This is a genomic window from Pseudomonas sp. AGC41, assembly GCF_057334555.1.
On the sequence record NZ_JBHFJB010000004.1, the window covers coordinates 1 to 15,550 of the forward strand.

12 protein-coding genes, 4 tRNA genes and 3 pseudogenes are annotated in these 15,550 nt (G+C 58.6%); 5 read left to right on the forward strand and 14 right to left on the reverse strand.

What is annotated here, in order from left to right; translation table 11 throughout:
* Together ACE04F_RS00385 and ACE04F_RS00390 are read left to right on the forward strand one after the other, a co-directional pair.
* Positions 1–636: RHS repeat-associated core domain-containing protein (locus ACE04F_RS00385; RefSeq protein WP_486103988.1), on the forward strand; the 636-nt coding region annotated here is incomplete at its 5' end.
* Positions 633–1,118, forward strand: a complete 486-nt coding sequence (locus ACE04F_RS00390; protein ID WP_486103990.1) for a hypothetical protein — start codon at positions 633–635, stop codon at positions 1,116–1,118. The genes ACE04F_RS00385 and ACE04F_RS00390, both read left to right, overlap by 4 nt.
* 214 nt (positions 1,119–1,332) lie before the next feature.
* Here ACE04F_RS00390 and ACE04F_RS00395 read toward each other — a convergent pair whose 3' ends face one another.
* Positions 1,333–1,671: a hypothetical protein gene (locus ACE04F_RS00395; protein WP_486103992.1), complete on the reverse strand. Its 339-nt coding sequence runs from the start codon at positions 1,669–1,671 to the stop codon at positions 1,333–1,335.
* 600 nt (positions 1,672–2,271) lie between these two features.
* On the opposite strand from ACE04F_RS00395, the gene ACE04F_RS00400 reads away from it, so the two are divergent.
* Positions 2,272–2,799, forward strand: a complete 528-nt coding sequence (locus ACE04F_RS00400) for a hypothetical protein (protein ID WP_486103994.1) — start codon at positions 2,272–2,274, stop codon at positions 2,797–2,799.
* An 822-nt stretch (positions 2,800–3,621) separates the two neighbouring features.
* On the opposite strand, the gene ACE04F_RS00405 is transcribed toward ACE04F_RS00400, so the two are convergent.
* From ACE04F_RS00405 to ACE04F_RS00420, 4 genes are all read right to left on the reverse strand, one after another.
* A tRNA-Gly gene (locus ACE04F_RS00405) sits at positions 3,622–3,697 on the reverse strand.
* Positions 3,698–3,700: 3 nt separating this feature from the next.
* Positions 3,701–3,776: transfer RNA gene (locus ACE04F_RS00410), tRNA-Glu, on the reverse strand.
* A gap of 105 nt (positions 3,777–3,881) precedes the next feature.
* Positions 3,882–3,957: transfer RNA gene (locus ACE04F_RS00415), tRNA-Gly, on the reverse strand.
* A 2-nt stretch (positions 3,958–3,959) separates the two neighbouring features.
* A tRNA-Glu gene (locus ACE04F_RS00420) sits at positions 3,960–4,035 on the reverse strand.
* A gap of 371 nt (positions 4,036–4,406) precedes the next feature.
* Between ACE04F_RS00420 and ACE04F_RS00425 the strand changes: the two genes are divergently transcribed.
* Positions 4,407–5,165 (forward strand): hypothetical protein, encoded by a 759-nt coding sequence (locus tag ACE04F_RS00425; RefSeq protein ID WP_486103996.1) that lies wholly within the window; start codon positions 4,407–4,409, stop codon positions 5,163–5,165.
* 92 nt (positions 5,166–5,257) lie between these two features.
* Here ACE04F_RS00425 and ACE04F_RS00430 read toward each other — a convergent pair whose 3' ends face one another.
* The 4 genes and pseudogenes from ACE04F_RS00430 to ACE04F_RS00445 form a co-directional block, all read right to left on the reverse strand.
* Complete coding sequence (locus tag ACE04F_RS00430) at positions 5,258–6,139, reverse strand: methyl-accepting chemotaxis protein (protein ID WP_486104111.1); 882 nt, start codon at positions 6,137–6,139, stop codon at positions 5,258–5,260.
* Positions 6,119–7,225, reverse strand: a pseudogene (locus ACE04F_RS00435) (HAMP domain-containing protein); the annotation flags it as partial. The gene ACE04F_RS00430 and the pseudogene ACE04F_RS00435, both read right to left, overlap by 21 nt.
* Before the next feature lie 110 nt (positions 7,226–7,335).
* Positions 7,336–8,733, reverse strand: a complete 1,398-nt coding sequence (locus tag ACE04F_RS00440) for an aminotransferase-like domain-containing protein (protein WP_486103998.1) — start codon at positions 8,731–8,733, stop codon at positions 7,336–7,338.
* Positions 8,734–8,941: 208 nt separating this feature from the next.
* Positions 8,942–9,703: an SDR family oxidoreductase gene (locus ACE04F_RS00445; RefSeq protein WP_305496079.1), complete on the reverse strand. Its 762-nt coding sequence runs from the start codon at positions 9,701–9,703 to the stop codon at positions 8,942–8,944.
* Positions 9,704–9,928: 225 nt separating this feature from the next.
* Between ACE04F_RS00445 and ACE04F_RS00450 the strand changes: the two are divergent.
* Positions 9,929–10,918: pseudogene (locus ACE04F_RS00450) on the forward strand (NADP-dependent oxidoreductase); the annotation flags it as partial.
* On the opposite strand, the pseudogene pyrF reads toward ACE04F_RS00450, so the two are convergent.
* The 5 genes and pseudogenes from pyrF to ACE04F_RS00475 form a co-directional block, all read right to left on the reverse strand.
* A pseudogene (gene pyrF / locus ACE04F_RS00455) lies at positions 10,916–11,551 on the reverse strand (orotidine-5'-phosphate decarboxylase); the annotation flags it as partial. The pseudogenes ACE04F_RS00450 and pyrF sit on opposite strands and share 3 nt — an antisense overlap.
* A gap of 153 nt (positions 11,552–11,704) precedes the next feature.
* Entirely contained in the window at positions 11,705–12,742 is a 1,038-nt protein-coding gene (locus ACE04F_RS00460; RefSeq protein ID WP_486104000.1) for an AI-2E family transporter, read from the reverse strand.
* Positions 12,743–12,803: 61 nt separating this feature from the next.
* Complete coding sequence (locus tag ACE04F_RS00465; RefSeq protein ID WP_486104002.1) at positions 12,804–13,610, reverse strand: DUF4892 domain-containing protein; 807 nt, start codon at positions 13,608–13,610, stop codon at positions 12,804–12,806.
* A gap of 147 nt (positions 13,611–13,757) precedes the next feature.
* A complete protein-coding gene (locus tag ACE04F_RS00470; protein ID WP_486104004.1) occupies positions 13,758–14,609 on the reverse strand; it encodes an alpha/beta hydrolase in 852 nt (283 codons plus the stop codon).
* Entirely contained in the window at positions 14,606–15,400 is a 795-nt protein-coding gene (locus tag ACE04F_RS00475; RefSeq protein ID WP_486104006.1) for an alpha/beta fold hydrolase, read from the reverse strand. The genes ACE04F_RS00470 and ACE04F_RS00475 overlap by 4 nt, the downstream gene beginning before the upstream one ends.
* Between the last annotated feature and the right edge of the window lie 150 nt (positions 15,401–15,550).

Below are 15,550 nucleotides of genomic sequence, written 5' to 3' on the forward strand. Positions count from 1 at the left end.
CACACCAACCTGGCCGGGCTGCCGGAACAGCTCACCGATACTGACGGCAATACGGTGTGGCACAGCGAGTACCAGGCCTGGGGCAGAACGCGGGACGAATGGCATGATCGGCAGGCCGGGCGTGAGCAGAACCTGCGGTTTCAAGGGCAGTACCTTGACCGCGAAACCGGGCTGCACTACAACACCTTCAGGTTTTTTGATCCGGATGTGGGGCGGTTTACCCAGCCGGATCCGATTGGGTTGTTGGGAGGGCTAAACCTCTATCAGTACGCGCCGAACGCGATTGGGTGGATTGATCCGTGGGGCTTAACTCCATGCCCTGAAAAAAACGGCAAGCCGATTAGCCTGCCGGGCAAGAAAAAAATAAAAATAGACATGGATCACATTCTTGACAGACATACGTCAACTGGGAGAACGGGAAAACAAAGTGGAATAAAAGATTTATTTCCTGAAAAAATGACTTCAAAGCAAATAGAGAGTGCCATCAAGGAAGCATATTCGAACATCAAAATCGTAAAAACTCAGGACGACCGAGTAAAAGGACGTGGCACATCAGGTGGAATGACGATAGAGATGTGGATCAACAAAGCCACCAAAAAAATCGAAACAGCCTACCCTACAAAGAGCACAACATGATCAATTTAATAATTAACCCAAACTCAGTTCGCATATCGAAAAGCATGATATCCACGCACATATTTTCAGAAATTTATTTTCAACTACCTGAAGGAATTTTCTTCCCCGAAGAAAAGTGGGACGACTTTTCAACCATAGTTCTAGGCTGGTGGCTAAAAGAAGCGATCTCAGTGGCCTCAAACGAAAAATCCACATTCAGTTTTATGGATGGCCCCTACTATTTCGAAGCAAAGCCGACAAATCAAAACTGCGAACTATCATTTATAGCAAACAGAGGCAAAAAAAAACAAATCATCTATTGCTGCCAGATAGAAACCATTAATTTTTTTAGAATACTAATTTCATCTGCAAACTTGCTAATCAGAAACATCCCTACCGAGGCCAAATCCCTCAAAGATTCAATAGAGCTAAATAACAACATGACACTTTTACAACAACACGTAAAAAAAATGCAGGAAGCAACATCCAAACCTTCGCCCTAAAAGATCATTATTTTACCTTCAATGTCATTGAAAAATGTTTTTACCAGCTACTACTATGACAACAGTAAAAAAAATTTAGTGAAACCAGGGCGACCAGCAGCGTCTCGACTATGTCCACTTCAACCAACTGCTCAGGGAGACCAGCGCGCCAGCCTGCTGCAGTGCCGCTCTAGTGAGCACTCTGGAGCCCTTGCCTGCCAGATGGGCGGGGTGATCAAAATTTCGAGCGCAACGAAAGTGCTGCACGCGCAACGCGCCCATGAGGTTTTGCCGCACGCTGTCGGAAACCGACCGTATAGCAATGCGCTATATCCAGTCGGCCTTGGAAGATCGCTCCTACACCTTCGCCAAACACTTCCGACGGCCCCCATCTGGAATACCCAATAGGCACAAAAACTGTAAGAATTCGCGATGACTCTATGGTCACGACTTCGGCATAGGGAGCTCGGAAAATAGAGGAGCTCATTTCAATGATGAGCCAGGCAACCAATATGATTACTGAAATTAAAACTAACAGCAGTGAAATACCTTTCAGGACAACGATGTAATTCATCTTGGCGGAGCTGTAAATTCAAAAAAATTGACAGTGTAAAGTTTAAGCCCGGCGACTACTATTACATGGACGGCATACACAAGGATTATATAGAAACTTTCTCATCAAAAACTCATCAAAAAGTGTTTTCAATCTCGACGGCAAATACAATGCTGCAAAATTTACTCGCGCCGCAAACCGAATCGGCCCGAGCTGTTAACATCCCGACGGACTTAGATCATGAATCAGCTAGAAAATGAAATTCTAAAAAACAAAGACGATCTAGTCAAAGGTACATTTTGCTTTGAATTATTTGAGGAGAAGACGTTCAACGCCCCTTTGTTCGATAGATTGATAAGCGACATACAAATGGCACTAAAGTCCACAGATGTAAAACCTAGCGACAAGTTAAAAGAGTTTATAATCTGGTTCACAATGGGAACTATTCGCTGCGTCATATGCCACAACGCCCCTAATGACTTATATAAAATAAGCAGCTTCTCCATGGACGCATGGAACGAATCATATGAACCAAAATTAAACAATACACTCTTGACACTAATAAAAACGTAGGTTCGTCTACAGCGCGAAAAACTAAATCAAATCAATTTGGGCGGCCGGGTGATCAGCGATTTCGAGCGCGATCACCTGCATGACGAGGTTTTGCGCACCCAAGGCAGTCTGTTGACCCGCACCCGCTACGACCGCAATGGCCGCCTCAGCCAGAAGGCGCTGCACTACCAGCACGTCGCCCGCGAAGTGCTGCCGCTGTTGCAGAAGGACTACCAATACGACGCCAGCGACAACCTGGTGGCCGAAATACTGACCCAGACCCAGCGCCCAGGCGCTAATCGCGCGGCCCAGTGGCGCAAAGATCTGAACGAACGAAGGGGACATCTGGCTGTGGCATCGTGCCTGACGTCAATTTTGAGAAGGCATGAACAATGCCCCTCACCTGAGTTTTTCCGCTACGACGCCGAGCAGCGGTTTGGTAGGGGCAAGTCCAGTACAGAGCCATCCACGACCCGCTTGTTAAGCGGTGAGTTCCGCGTGAAAAGATATTTCACACACTCCAGAACAACTTTCTACACTCACCACAAATGCCCCTGTCCTGTATTCACCGGAATACTCGGCAGCTTCGCGCGATAAAAAACAGCCGTGTGTCGCAACCGAGGACAAGGTCTATGCCATCAACCAAAAGGGTTTCACAGCTGATTTCCGGGTTTTGGCCAAAGCGAAGACTACGCGCCCTCACGGAGGAGGAAGCACGATTGATCGAGCATTTCCGCAAGCTGTCTGAACCTGACCGAGTGGCCATGCGTTATCTAACCTGTGCCTTCAAGGAGGTTTCCCGTTTTTGACAGGCCTCGCGATTTTCCACGGCCAGCCGACGACAGATGCCGGCTTGGCCGGCCTCATTGCGCTATCGCGCATACATCAGGCGGTATTGAAGATCACTCCTACGCGTCCGCCCACACCTTCCGACAGCCCCTTCTGAATAACCTGGCAATCACGAAAAATGACAAGCTCATCGCGACGATAAGAGTTATGTAATAGGTGGTCGGAGCTAGACGCTCACGGCTCCACACACTTCATGAAGAACAAGCACCATGCCAGATAATTCGTTTTCACCCCCACCGCGCCCAACCGCCGGTACGTCCTTGCGGCCCCGCCGGCTCAATCGAGAGGAAGAACGTCTGATTCACTATTATCGTTCGTTGTCCGAGCAGGATCGTGAAGCCGTGCGCTGCCTGTTGTTCGCAGTGAAGGACTCCAGCCGGGCCAAATGCACTACGCAGTAGGAGCCGACATGTTTATTGTCAGCGATTGAGGATGCCCCATTGGGCTGGATACATTGCCGGGCCCGGTCGGGATCGGCGGACTTTCAGTACGAACTGAAATGAAAAAAGACGCCGAAGCGTCTATTTTCACTGACTTACAAACTTCCGTGGAACTCTGTAAACCGATATTTGGAGCGGGAAACGAGACTCGAACTCGCGACCCCGACCTTGGCAAGGTCGTGCTCTACCAACTGAGCTATTCCCGCAAATGGCGTCCCCTAGGGGACTCGAACCCCTGTTACCGCCGTGAAAGGGCGGTGTCCTAGGCCACTAGACGAAGGGGACACGCTAACTGGAACACATGGTGTGTATCCCAGTGCCCAAACCCGCATCCGAAGATGTCGGCTCTGGCTTCACTCAGCCCTGCCCGAAAGCAACGCTGTTTAAAATTGGAGCGGGAAACGAGACTCGAACTCGCGACCCCGACCTTGGCAAGGTCGTGCTCTACCAACTGAGCTATTCCCGCATTGGCGTCCCCTAGGGGACTCGAACCCCTGTTACCGCCGTGAAAGGGCGGTGTCCTAGGCCACTAGACGAAGGGGACACACGTACAACATTCACTGCTTATCGCGTTTGGCTGAGTGCTTTACGCTGTAAGTGGCGCGCATTCTATGGATGGATTGGAGGGTCGTCAACCCCCGAATATAAATTTATTTAAATCAATGACTTCGCCCGGTTTAAGGAGGATTCGCAGATTTTCCCCGTCCGCTCTCTGGCGCCTATATTCTGTCGCCCGCCAAGGGGTTATAGTCGCGACCGACAAATAGTGGCAATGTGCATCTATTCCGCTACGCGCCCCGTGGACAGTACGTCGCCCGTCTAATCGCGTCGCTCGGGCCTATGCGCTTAAAAGCCAAGCCACTACACTCATGACATGCGAACGCTAATAAAGAGGTCTTACCGGTGACACCACTCATGATCACCCTGCTCGTCGTAGCCGGGATCGCACTGTTGATCGCCATTGGCTACATGAACCATGTGGTGGAAAACAACAAGCTGGAAAAGGTCCGCACCAAAGTCGAACTCAATGACCGCTTGCGGCGTTGCGGCGAGCTCACGGAAACCTTCCCTGGCCAGTTGATGACCCCGGCCCTGAAGTTGCTGATGACGCGCCTGGAGATGAATGTCTGCCAGCGCTTGCTCAATCTTGAAAAGTCCAACGCTGCGGTCAAGGCACGCCTGGATGAACTGTCCGCATTGGCTGCTCAGGGTGAGTCGATCCCGGTGAGCAACCCGCCAGCGCCGATACAGACCGAGGCAAAGGCCAAGGATGTGCGGTTTCTGCTTGAGGCTTTGCACGGCCAGATCACCCGCGCCGCGCAGGATGGCTTCCTGCCGCCCAACGAGGCCAAGCGCTGGATCCGTGAAGTGCGGCACCTGCTGGTGCTGCTGCACATCGAGTTCTTCAACAATCTCGGCCAGCAAGCCTTGCAACAGGAGCAACCGGGTCAGGCCCGCCTGGCGTTCGAGCGAGGCGTGCAATACTTGCGCAAACAGCAGGAGCCGCAGGTCTATGCCGAACAGTTGGCTTATCTGGAGAAGCTTCTGGCCCGCGCCAATGCCCAGGTGCTGGCCAGCACCCAGCCAGTCGAGGGTGAGGTTAACCAGTTGACTGAAGGGTTGAAGGAAGACGAAGCGAACGACGAGTGGAAGAAGAAGAAGGTCTACGATTGAGCCTGGGCTGATAGCCGGCCCGTTTCTTTAGCAAACAAGTTTCTCCTGTGGGAGCGAGCCTGCTCGCGAAGGCGGTCAGTGCAGCCCCACACTCATAACCTGAAATGCCCCACCATACCCTTCAACTCGCTCCCCAGCTGTGCCAGCTCAATGCTTGAAGCGGCATTGCCTTGCATGGCCATGGACGATTGATCGGCGCTGGCACGGATACTGGTAACACTGCGGTTGATCTCTTCAGCCACCGAACTCTGTTGCTCGGCTGCCGCCGCGATCTGCTGGTTCATCTGCTGGATCAACGACACCGCCGCCGCGATGCTGCCCAGTGCGCTTTCGGTCTGCAGCGCATCGCTGACGGCCATTTTCACCAATTCGCCGCTGCTCTGGATCTGTTGTACGGAGGTCTGGGCGGCCGAGCGCAGGGCGCTGACCAATCGCTCGATTTCTTCGGTGGACTGTTGCGTACGCTTGGCCAGGGCTCGCACCTCATCGGCCACCACGGCAAAGCCCCTGCCCTGCTCGCCCGCCCTGGCCGCCTCGATAGCGGCGTTGAGCGCCAGCAGGTTGGTTTGTTCGGCGACGCTCTTGATCACGCTCAGTACCGTGCCGATGTTCTGTATCTCGGCGCTGAGGCTTTCGATGCTGGTGCTGGCCGACGTGGCCGAATCAGCCAGTTGTTCGATACGCGCCATGCTCTGGCGCACCACCCGCTGGCCACTTTCAACCTTGTCGTCGGCGGTCTGGGCTGCTTGCGCGGCCTCTTCGGCGTTGCGCGCCACGTCATGCACGGTGGCGGTCATCTGGTTCATGGCCGTGGCCACCTGCTCGGTTTCCTCCTTCTGGCTGCTGACTTCAAGGTTGGTCTGTTCGGTCACGGACGACAGCGACTGTGCCGAGTTGGCCAATTGCTCGATGCCGGCCTGCAAGCCGCTGACAATGCTGCTCAGGCCGGCCGCCATCTGCTGCATGGCCAGCATCAACTGGCCGATCTCATCCCGGCGTGTCACATCGACCTTGGCACTCAAGTCACCTGAAGCTATCTGTTGGGCGACGCGAATGACACTGCGCAGCGGCGTGACGATCAGCCGGGTGATGAGCCAGGCAGCGATCAACCCCACCAACAGGGCCAGGGCCGACGAACCGACGATCATCAGCGAATTTTTCTTCAGCTCCGCCTGCATTGCACCGTCTTCGGCGTTATAGGCCTGGTCGACCCGCGCCACGACCTGGTCGGCGCGCTCATGCAACTGCTGGTAGACGGTTTTCTCCTTGGCCAGCAAACCGGTGTATTCGGCCAACTGCTGGTTGAATCCGCCGATGTGCCCGGCCACTTCGTTGAGTACAGTCTGATAACCCGGATCCTTGACCGCGCCCTTGAGTACTTCGGCCAGTTTCATGGCCTGCTCGGCCTGTTCGATGTTGCCTTGCCCGGCGTTCTCCTCGCTGCCTTTACGGCTCTGGTCCAGGCGAACCCGCGCTTCGTTCATGGCCTGCAGCATCAGCCGCGAGACCTCGCTGACCTGGTTGGCCTGCTCGATGAACTCAGCGCCCTCCTTGCCTGCGGATTCCTTCAAGGTATAGGCGCCGTCATCGGCCAGACCCGCCTGCAATACATCGAGATTGTTGGCGACACTGGAAACCGACCAACTGGCCATCTCCAGCGCCAGGTCCTTGCTCTGGCTCAGCTCGACAAACTCATCGAAGGCCTTGCGATACGCCGCCAGGGCCTGCTCCACATCATTCATCACCGGTACATTGGCAGCCGATTGCGCCTTGAGCTCGTTCGCCAGGACAACCAGTGCATCGACGCCCTGGCGCAAGGCATCGGCCGTCTTGGGGTCGGAGCGCGAGGCATATTCCTGCTCAAGCAACCGGACCTTGAGCAACCCGCTGTTGAGGGACGACATCTGTTTCAAACCATCGAAACGCTGACTGATGGTTTGCAGGGACCAGACACCGATGGCCGCCACCACCGCAGTGAGCAGCAACACCAGGACAAACCCGATGCCCAGTTTTTTCGCCATACCGAGGTTGGCAAAACGTCCTTGCACGGCCGAAATCATTGCGCCCAGTCCTCTGCCAGTGTGTGTTGCTTGCAGATTCGCAACGAGACACCTCGCAACACAAGATGCCTGCGTCGGAATAATGGCAAAAAGCTACAGCCGCGTCGTTTTCAGAACACTTGAGGTCGATCCAGAGCCGTGGCCTGGAAAAACGCCAGCGCCTTGGGGTCTCGGGCATGAGCCACATTGATCCGCAACCAGTCAGTGTCAGCGCCTGAAGGGCTGAACGCCGTACGCGAGGACAGCTGGATGCCGCAGTACCTGGCCTGACGCTGCAACCTGGGATAATCGCAAAAGGGCGGACGTGCCCAAATGAACAACCCACCTGCCGGCTTGCCAAAAACGTCCCAGTCGGCCTCGTCGAGCAATTCCAACGTTACAGCCATATCGGCACTCAACCGCTGTCGCTGGCGCTGGACCAGTTTTCGGTAGGCACCGTTGGCCAACAGATAGGTTAATACCGCTTCAGAAAATCGCGACCCGCCCATGCTGGTTATTCCCTTGACCTCGCTCAGGCGCGCGATAACGCAGGCCCCGGCTGCCACGAAGCCGACTCGCAACGAACTGCTGAGGGTTTTCGAGAAACTGCCCAGGTAGATGACATCGGCATCCAGGGCAGCCAGGCGGACTCGCGGCGAACCCTGGAAATCGGCATAGACATCGTCCTCGATAACCAGCATGGCGTGCTCTTTCGCCAACTCAAGCAAACGCTGGGCTACAGCCTGGGACAGGTTGCTGCCGGTCGGGTTGTGGCAGGCACTGTTGATGAACAGGGCACTGGGGCGATGCATCGCCAACAGACATTCGAGCGCAGCGATGTCCGGGCCGCGGGGAGTCCTGGGCAGTTCGATCATGTTGATTCCATGTAGTCTGAGCAGGTCGAACAGTTTCGAGTAGCCCGGACTTTCCACCACGACGCAGCTTCCTGGCTGCAGAAGTGTCCGCACGATCAGGTCCAGCCCATGGGTTGCCCCGGTAGTGGTCAGGATCAGGTTTTCATCAGCACCGATATCGAACTGTTTCAGGCGCCTGGACAATTGCTCGCGCAAAGCCGGGAGCCCCATCGGTGTGCTGTAGCTGAACAACCCCGCCATGTCGGTGCGGGTGACCTGGCGGATCGCATAACCAATGTCATCGCTTTCACGCCAACTCTCTGGCAACCCGCCGCCACCTAACTCCAGTGCCCCTGGCGAACCGTCGCCCAGCCCCGCCTGCTCGTAAGAAGCGCCCGGCGGCCAAAACTGATCGACAGGCTCGCTCAATGCCGGAGGGCCTGAGGCAACCAGGAAACTTGAACCGTGAAGAGATGCCAGCAACCCCTGAGTCACCAGCCGCTGGCAGGCTTCGTGGACACTCGCCTGGCTTAGCAGGTTTTCCCGCGCAAGCCGTCGGATCGATGGCAGGCGGGACCCTGGCGGCACCACACCCTGGCGGATCCGGCTGGCCAGCGCGTCGACAATTTGCTGCACGACAGGCACCAGGGCCTGCCGGTCGATTCTCAACTCCATGAGTAACCAAGCTCCTAAGCGTATGATTTACGTTCGCAAACAGTTAAGCACACGGCTAACTCGGGCGATGTAAGCCAAAGACGCGAAAACGCCTGCTTCTCATGCTTTGAAATACATTGGCCGGTCAATCGAGCGCACCTGCCACCAAAAAACGAAGCCCGCATCCAGTGCGGGCTTCGTCCTGCGTGCAGGGTTGCAACCATGACGGTCAGAACGCCGTGACCCCGCCGTCCACGGCCAGTGAATGCCCCGTAGTGAATGCCGCCCCGTCGCTGCACAGGTACAGCACCGCGCTGGCGATTTCCTCGACCTTGCCGATACGCCCCACGGGATGCATCGCATTGGCGAACTCGCCTTTCTTCGGGTCCGCCTCGTAGGCGCGCCGGAACATATCGGTGTCGATGACCGCCGGGCAGACCGCGTTCACACGGATTTTCTTCTTGGCGTATTCGATGGCAGCCGACTTGGTCAGCCCGATCACCGCGTGCTTGGAGGCTGCGTAGATGCTCATTTTCGGCGCGGCCCCTAGTCCGGCCACCGAGGCCGTATTGACGATAGCGCCGCCCCCTTGGGCCAGCAGCAACGGCAATTGATACTTCATGCACAGCCAGACGCCCTTGACGTTGACCCCCATGATCGCGTCGAACTCGTCCAGCGTGCCATCGGCCAGCTTGCCCTTCTCGATCTCGATGCCAGCGTTGTTGAATGCGTAATCCAGGCGACCGTAGGCACTGATCACCTGGTCCATCAGACGTTGCACATCGCTTTCCACGGTCACGTCACAGCGCACGAACACCGCCTCGCCACCGGCATCGCGAATCAACTGCACCGTACCCTCGCCGCCCGCCACGTCCAGGTCCGCCGCGACCACTTTCAGGCCTTGCGCCGCGAACGCCTGGGCGGTGGCGCGGCCAATGCCTGCCGCCGCGCCCGTCACCACGGCAACCTGTCCGGAAAACGTCATGCTCATCGTCAATGCCTCGAAGAATTACGGGAGTCGCTGAATATAGTCATCGCCCGTACTACTACGGCAGCACTATGCAAATGCCGGTTGGATATTCATGGATGCCAGTGATAACAGCCCCGTCCACATCATCACCGGGTTGGATCGACATGCATTCGCTGTGTCGGCAAACCTTGCGATCAACCCGCCGAGGGTCTATCAACAAGGCTTCATTCATCTTGAGTCCCAGCCATGACTGCTCAGATCAATCGCCAGTTCCTGCTCGCCAAACGCCCGGTAGGCGCCGCGACCCGCGAGACGTTCACTTATCAACAAGTGCCGGTCGGCGAACCGGCAGCCGGTCAGATCCTGGTGAAGAACGAATACCTGTCTCTGGACCCGGCCATGCGTGGCTGGATGAACGAGGGTAAGTCCTATATCCCGCCGGTCGGCATCGGTGAAGTCATGCGGGCCTTGGGCGTAGGCCAGGTGGTCGCGTCGAACAATCCGGGCTTCGCGGTCGGGGACTACGTCAACGGTGCATTGGGCGTGCAGGATTATTTCCTCGGCGAGCCACGAGGTTTCTACAAGGTGGATCCGAAACTGGCGCCGCTGCCGCGTTATTTGTCCGCGCTGGGCATGACCGGCATGACCGCCTACTTCGCCCTGCTGGATGTCGGCGCCCCCAAGGCCGGTGAAACCGTAGTGCTTTCGGGAGCCGCCGGGGCGGTGGGCAGCATCGCCGGGCAGATCGCCAAGATCAAAGGCTGCCGCGTGGTCGGCATTGCCGGCGGTGCCGATAAATGCAAGTTTCTGATTGATGAGCTGGGTTTTGACGGCGCCATCGACTACAAGAGCGAAGACGTCCACGCCGGCCTCAAGCGTGAGTGTCCGAAAGGCGTGGATGTGTATTTCGATAACGTCGGCGGCGACATTCTCGATGCGGTGCTCAGCCGCCTGAATATGAAAGCCCGGGTGGTGATTTGCGGCGCGATCAGCCAATACAACAACAAGGAAGCGGTGAAAGGACCGGCCAATTACCTGTCGCTATTGGTCAATCGCGCCCGTATGGAAGGCTTCGTGGTCATGGACTACGCCGCGCAATTCGCTGCCGCCGGGCAGGAAATGGCCGGCTGGATGGCCAAGGGGCAGCTCAAGAGCAAGGAAGACATCGTCGAAGGGCTGGAGACCTTCCCCGAGACGCTGACCAAACTGTTCAGCGGGGAGAACTTCGGGAAGTTGGCCGATCACCAGATAGTCGGAACCGGCATCCAGTGCCTGGCGCGGGGTCAGGATACGACGCTGGTCATCCTGCGCACTGCCCGCCGGACGAATCCCCGGGGTCACCAGTTGCAGCGACGGGTGGGCCGTCTTCAGGGCGCCGGCTTCCAGGGCCGAACAGACCAGACCGTCCATACCGGCCTTTTGCGCCAGCGCCGCAAGACGCAACACCTGCTCCTGGGGCTCGATGTCCAGACCGATTCCCGCCAGGTCCTCACGCTCCATGCTGGTCAGTACGGTCACGCCGATCAGCAGCGGTTTCGGGCCGCTGCGCTGGTCCAGCACCTCCCGGCACGCCGCCATCATGCGCAGGCCACCGGAGCAGTGCACATTGACCATCCACACGCCCATCTCCGCAGCGGCCTTGACGGCCATGGCGGTGGTGTTGGGGATGTCGTGGAATTTCAGGTCGAGGAAGACCTCGAAGCCCTTGTCCCGCAGGGTGCCGACGATTTCCGCAGCACAACTGGTGAACAGTTCCTTGCCGACTTTGACCCGGCAGAGCTTGGGGTCCAACTGGTCGGCCAGCTTCAGGGCGGCGTCACGTGTAGGGAAATCCAGGGCGACGATGATAGGCGTCTGGCAGGCGGACATGAGCGGGCTCTCAGGCAAGTCGAAATCGGCGCGCATTGTAGCGGAACCAGCGCCTGTGCGGGACCCGATGATCGTAAATCGTCATCCAGTCCCGGCTTTGATCTTCATCAACTGGCTGATTACCCGCACCGCGCCACAGGTAAACCTGCGGTCCTAGCGCGCCTGGCTCTTGCTCCAGTCCGTCAGCAAGCTGTACGCCACCGCCAACAGCGTCGGACCGATGAACAGGCCGATGAAACCAAAGGCGATCAACCCGCCAAAAACCCCCAGCAGCACGATGACCAGCGGCAGGTTTCCGCCGCGACTGATCAGGTAAGGCTTGAGCACGTTGTCCACGCCGCTGATGATGAAAGTGCCCCAGATACCGAGGAACACCGCCATCCCGTATTCGCCCTTCCACGCCAGCCAGGCCGTGGCGGGGATCCAGACCAGCGGCGGGCCCATGGGGATCAGGCTGAGCAGGAAGGTGACGATACCAAGCACCAGTGCTCCCGGTACGCCCGCGATCAGGAAACCGATCAGCGCGAGCACGGCCTGGGCCGCCGCGGTACCGATCACGCCGTTGACCACCCGCTGCACCGTACCGGCCACCAGGTCGACGTAGTACCCGGCACGGTCACCAATCAACCGCTCCAGCAAGCCTTGGACAAAGGCCGCCAGGCGCGGGCCGTCACGGTAGAAAAAGGACACGAACACGATGCTCAATGTCAGTTCGAGAATACCGCCGCCTACTTGCGCGCTACGGGCCAGCAGCCAATTGCCGACCCTTCCGAGGTACGGCTTGATGGACACCATCATCGCCGCGCCCTGTTGGTCGATGCTGTCCCAGAGCGTCACCAGCCGCCCGCCTATCAGCGGCACACCAGCCAGCCATTCCGGAGCTGCGGGCAGGCCGTCGACCTGCACGTCCCTGATGAACGCCGTGGCATCGCGCACATGATCGGCCAGGTTGAACCCCAGCCACACCAGCGGCACCGCCACCAGCAACATCCAGCCGACCGTCAGCAACGCCGCGGCGAGGGATTCTCGGCCATTGACCCAGCGGGTCAGCAGGCGCATCAGCGGCCAGCTGGCGAAAGCCAGCACGGCGCCCCAGAACAGCGCCGACCAGAATGGCGCCATCACCCAGAGGCTTGCGCCGAACAACACCAACAGCAGGATCTGCACCAATAGCCGATCGTTATTGAGCATGAAAGATCTCGAAAAATGAACTGGGTCGGGTCAACGGCACGTGGTGCGTCCCTGAAACTGCTTACCGCAACAGTTCAAGATGCAGGCCCTTCGCCTCACCACCGGCCGTCTCCATGCGCGCGGCCCGGACACCCTGGTCGATGAGGGCCTGACGCCACACCTCGGCCTGCGGGCCGGCGATGCTGACCCGAAGGCCGGTGTCCAGGTTCAGCGCCCGGGACAGCAGACGCAGCCAGGCGTCGTCCGGCTCGCCGGCAAGACGCGGCAGATCCAGCACGCCGGTGTCCTTGAGCTGGCGCAGCAGTGTCGCCGATGTCGGCAGCAGATCCCCCAGGGGAGCGTTCGCTTCGAACTGTTCGACGTGCAGGTAGGCCTTGCGGTTGCCACGGGTGATGGCATACAGCGCGATCAGCGTGTTGTCCGCCGGCGGCGCCAGGCGCAACAGCAGATAGGCCTGGCCGCTGTCGGCACCATAGAGCTTGGCATTGCCGAACACTTGGTTGGCCCACAGGCTGCTTTCACCGCAATCGCGCGCCTGGCACCAGAAAAGCAGCTCGGCGTCCTGCTTCTGCAGTGCTTCGCGAGCAGCGGTAAAAGCCTGGGTGGCGGTGTGCTCCGGCGGTAATTCATAGGTGACCGACGTAACGTTGCCGCGGGCGTCGACCTGCCCATCGAAGCGCAGCTGGCCGCTGATCCTGCGAATCGAGCCCATCGGGTAGATACGCTCAAGGTCGCTGGTTTGCCGGTAATCGACGATTTGCGCGTCAGGCATCCGCGGCACGCGCGCCAGGTCCTGGCTGCCGGGCACATCGGCGGCCAGGGCGGCCGGACCGAAAGCGGCCAGCGCCAGCAGGGCGAATGAATACATGGATAGTTTCATCGGATCGACTGTGCCTGGACCCGCGCGACGCGAAGACGTCTTTTAATGCTGATGCGCAGCAAGGCGAATGTACGGTTTTCTGTCATGGTTGGCTCCCTTTCCACCCGCCAAGCCTCGACAGTTGCCCGGCGCAAGTCAAGAAACGCTGAAGAACCGATTGAAACAGTCTGCTACAAGAGCGGCGCCGACCTCATCGTTCAGGTGCAAATGATGACCGCCAGGCAACCGCTCATGACTGAAAGGTAGCCGTTCCAGCAACTCCGAATGCTGGGCCAGCATGCCGTCAGCTGCCACCACCAGGTGCGCTGGACAGGCGACTCGGGCCACGAACGCCATGGCCTGTTCATCGGTCAGGCGCAGTGGCGATGGCAAGGTCAGGCGGTTGTCGGTGCGCCAGGTATAGCCGCCCGGCACTGGCATCAGGCCGCGTTGGGCGAGCAACTCGGCGGCTTCGCGACTGACCGCCACCAGCCCTTTCATACGCGCTTCGATGGCTCGGTCGAGGGTTGTGTAGACCGGTTTGCGCTTTTCCTGCAAATCCAGCTGCGCCTGCAGGGCCATGCCCATGCGTTCCGCCGCATTGTCGCCCTTGGCCGTAGGCGGAATCACCCCGTCGATCAGGCCCAGATGCGTGATCCTCTCCGGCAGGGAGCCGGCCAGCACCAGCGAAACGATGGCGCCCATCGAATGCCCCAACAGCGCGAAACGCTTCAAACCCAATTGCTCGGCCACTTGCAGCACATCATGGGCGTAGTCCCACAGAGCATAGCCGGCGCCGGCCGGGCGGTGCCCGGAATGACCGTGGCCGGCCATGTCCAGGGCAATCACCCGCACACCTTCCAACCGCGGCGCGAGCCGGGCGAAACTGTTGGCGTTGTCCAGCCAGCCATGCAGGGCGATCACCGGCCGGCCATCTTCCGGCCCGAACAGATGGGCGGCGAGTTCGATATGGGGCAAGCTCAGGCGAACCTCTTCAACGACGTTCATGCGTCAGGCCCCTGCCAGCGCTGGAGCAGGTCCTTGAGCAGGTTGGCCGTGTCCTGGGGATATTCGAGGGGAAACATGTGGCCACCGGGCATGGTCAGGGATTCACCCTGCGGCATGCGCCCTACCACACGCGTGTGATGACGCATCACCACGCGACTCTGTCGGCCTCGCACTACCGCCAGCGGGACCTGGAGTTTTCCAGCCCGTCCGGGACGGGTGTGCGGCACGCCACGGTAGATGCTGATCTCCGTGGCCGGGTCGAAGCGCAGCCGCAGCCGGTCACCGACGGGTTGCAAGCCATGTTGCAGATAAGCTTCAAAGCATTCCGGGTCGAAACCGCGAAACAGCGTCTTGCCGGCAAAATAGGCCCGCGCCGACGCCAGGTCGCTGAATTCCTCGCGCCGTCCGAGGGTCCGCCCGGCCGGGGTCAGGCGATCAATGAAACCCATGCGCTTGGCGGCCAGGATCAGCCATCGGTCGGCGCGGGTCAGCACCGGCGAATCGAGCATGACCACGCCGCGATACAACCGAGGGCAACGCAACGCCGCGTGCAAGTGCAACACCCCGCCCAGGGAATGCCCGACGCCCCACACCGGTTCCGGTTGCTGTTCCAGGTGATGAATCAGCTCGTCCACCAGGTTGTTCCAGTTGTCGTCCACCGGAAACCGTGGGTCGTGACCGTGCAGTTCGAGGTGCGCGACCTCATATTGCGGCGCCAGCGCGGCGAACAGCTTGCCGTAGGTGGCCGAAGGGAAACCATTGGCGTGGGCGAAAAACACCTGTTGCGACATGTTGGCCGATCCGTTGCGAGAACTGCCACCGATTGTCCGCAGAACCCGGTAGCGCGGCAATGACCGTAACTGACAGGAATGATGACAGTCGCGGTTGGGATATGGCGCCCTGCCCCGCTGCCCCCGGGGGGGGGGGGGGGGGGGGGGGGG

What these genes read in the sequence shown, in the direction of transcription:
- ACE04F_RS00395 (WP_486103992.1), bottom strand. Translation starts at nt 1,671, where the DNA reads ATGAATTACATCGTTGTCCTGAAAGGTATTTCACTGCTGTTAGTTTTA.
- ACE04F_RS00430 (WP_486104111.1), bottom strand. Translation starts at nt 6,139, where the DNA reads ATGCTGGCCATGCAGCAGATGGCGGCCGGCCTGAGCAGCATTGTCAGC.
- ACE04F_RS00445 (WP_305496079.1), bottom strand. Translation starts at nt 9,703, where the DNA reads ATGAGCATGACGTTTTCCGGACAGGTTGCCGTGGTGACGGGCGCGGCG.
- ACE04F_RS00425 (WP_486103996.1), top strand. Translation starts at nt 4,407, where the DNA reads ATGATCACCCTGCTCGTCGTAGCCGGGATCGCACTGTTGATCGCCATT.
- ACE04F_RS00470 (WP_486104004.1), bottom strand. Translation starts at nt 14,609, where the DNA reads ATGAACGTCGTTGAAGAGGTTCGCCTGAGCTTGCCCCATATCGAACTC.
- ACE04F_RS00440 (WP_486103998.1), bottom strand. Translation starts at nt 8,733, where the DNA reads ATGGAGTTGAGAATCGACCGGCAGGCCCTGGTGCCTGTCGTGCAGCAA.
- ACE04F_RS00390 (WP_486103990.1), top strand. Translation starts at nt 633, where the DNA reads ATGATCAATTTAATAATTAACCCAAACTCAGTTCGCATATCGAAAAGC.
- ACE04F_RS00460 (WP_486104000.1), bottom strand. Translation starts at nt 12,742, where the DNA reads ATGCTCAATAACGATCGGCTATTGGTGCAGATCCTGCTGTTGGTGTTG.
- ACE04F_RS00465 (WP_486104002.1), bottom strand. Translation starts at nt 13,610, where the DNA reads ATGTATTCATTCGCCCTGCTGGCGCTGGCCGCTTTCGGTCCGGCCGCC.
- ACE04F_RS00475 (WP_486104006.1), bottom strand. Translation starts at nt 15,400, where the DNA reads ATGTCGCAACAGGTGTTTTTCGCCCACGCCAATGGTTTCCCTTCGGCC.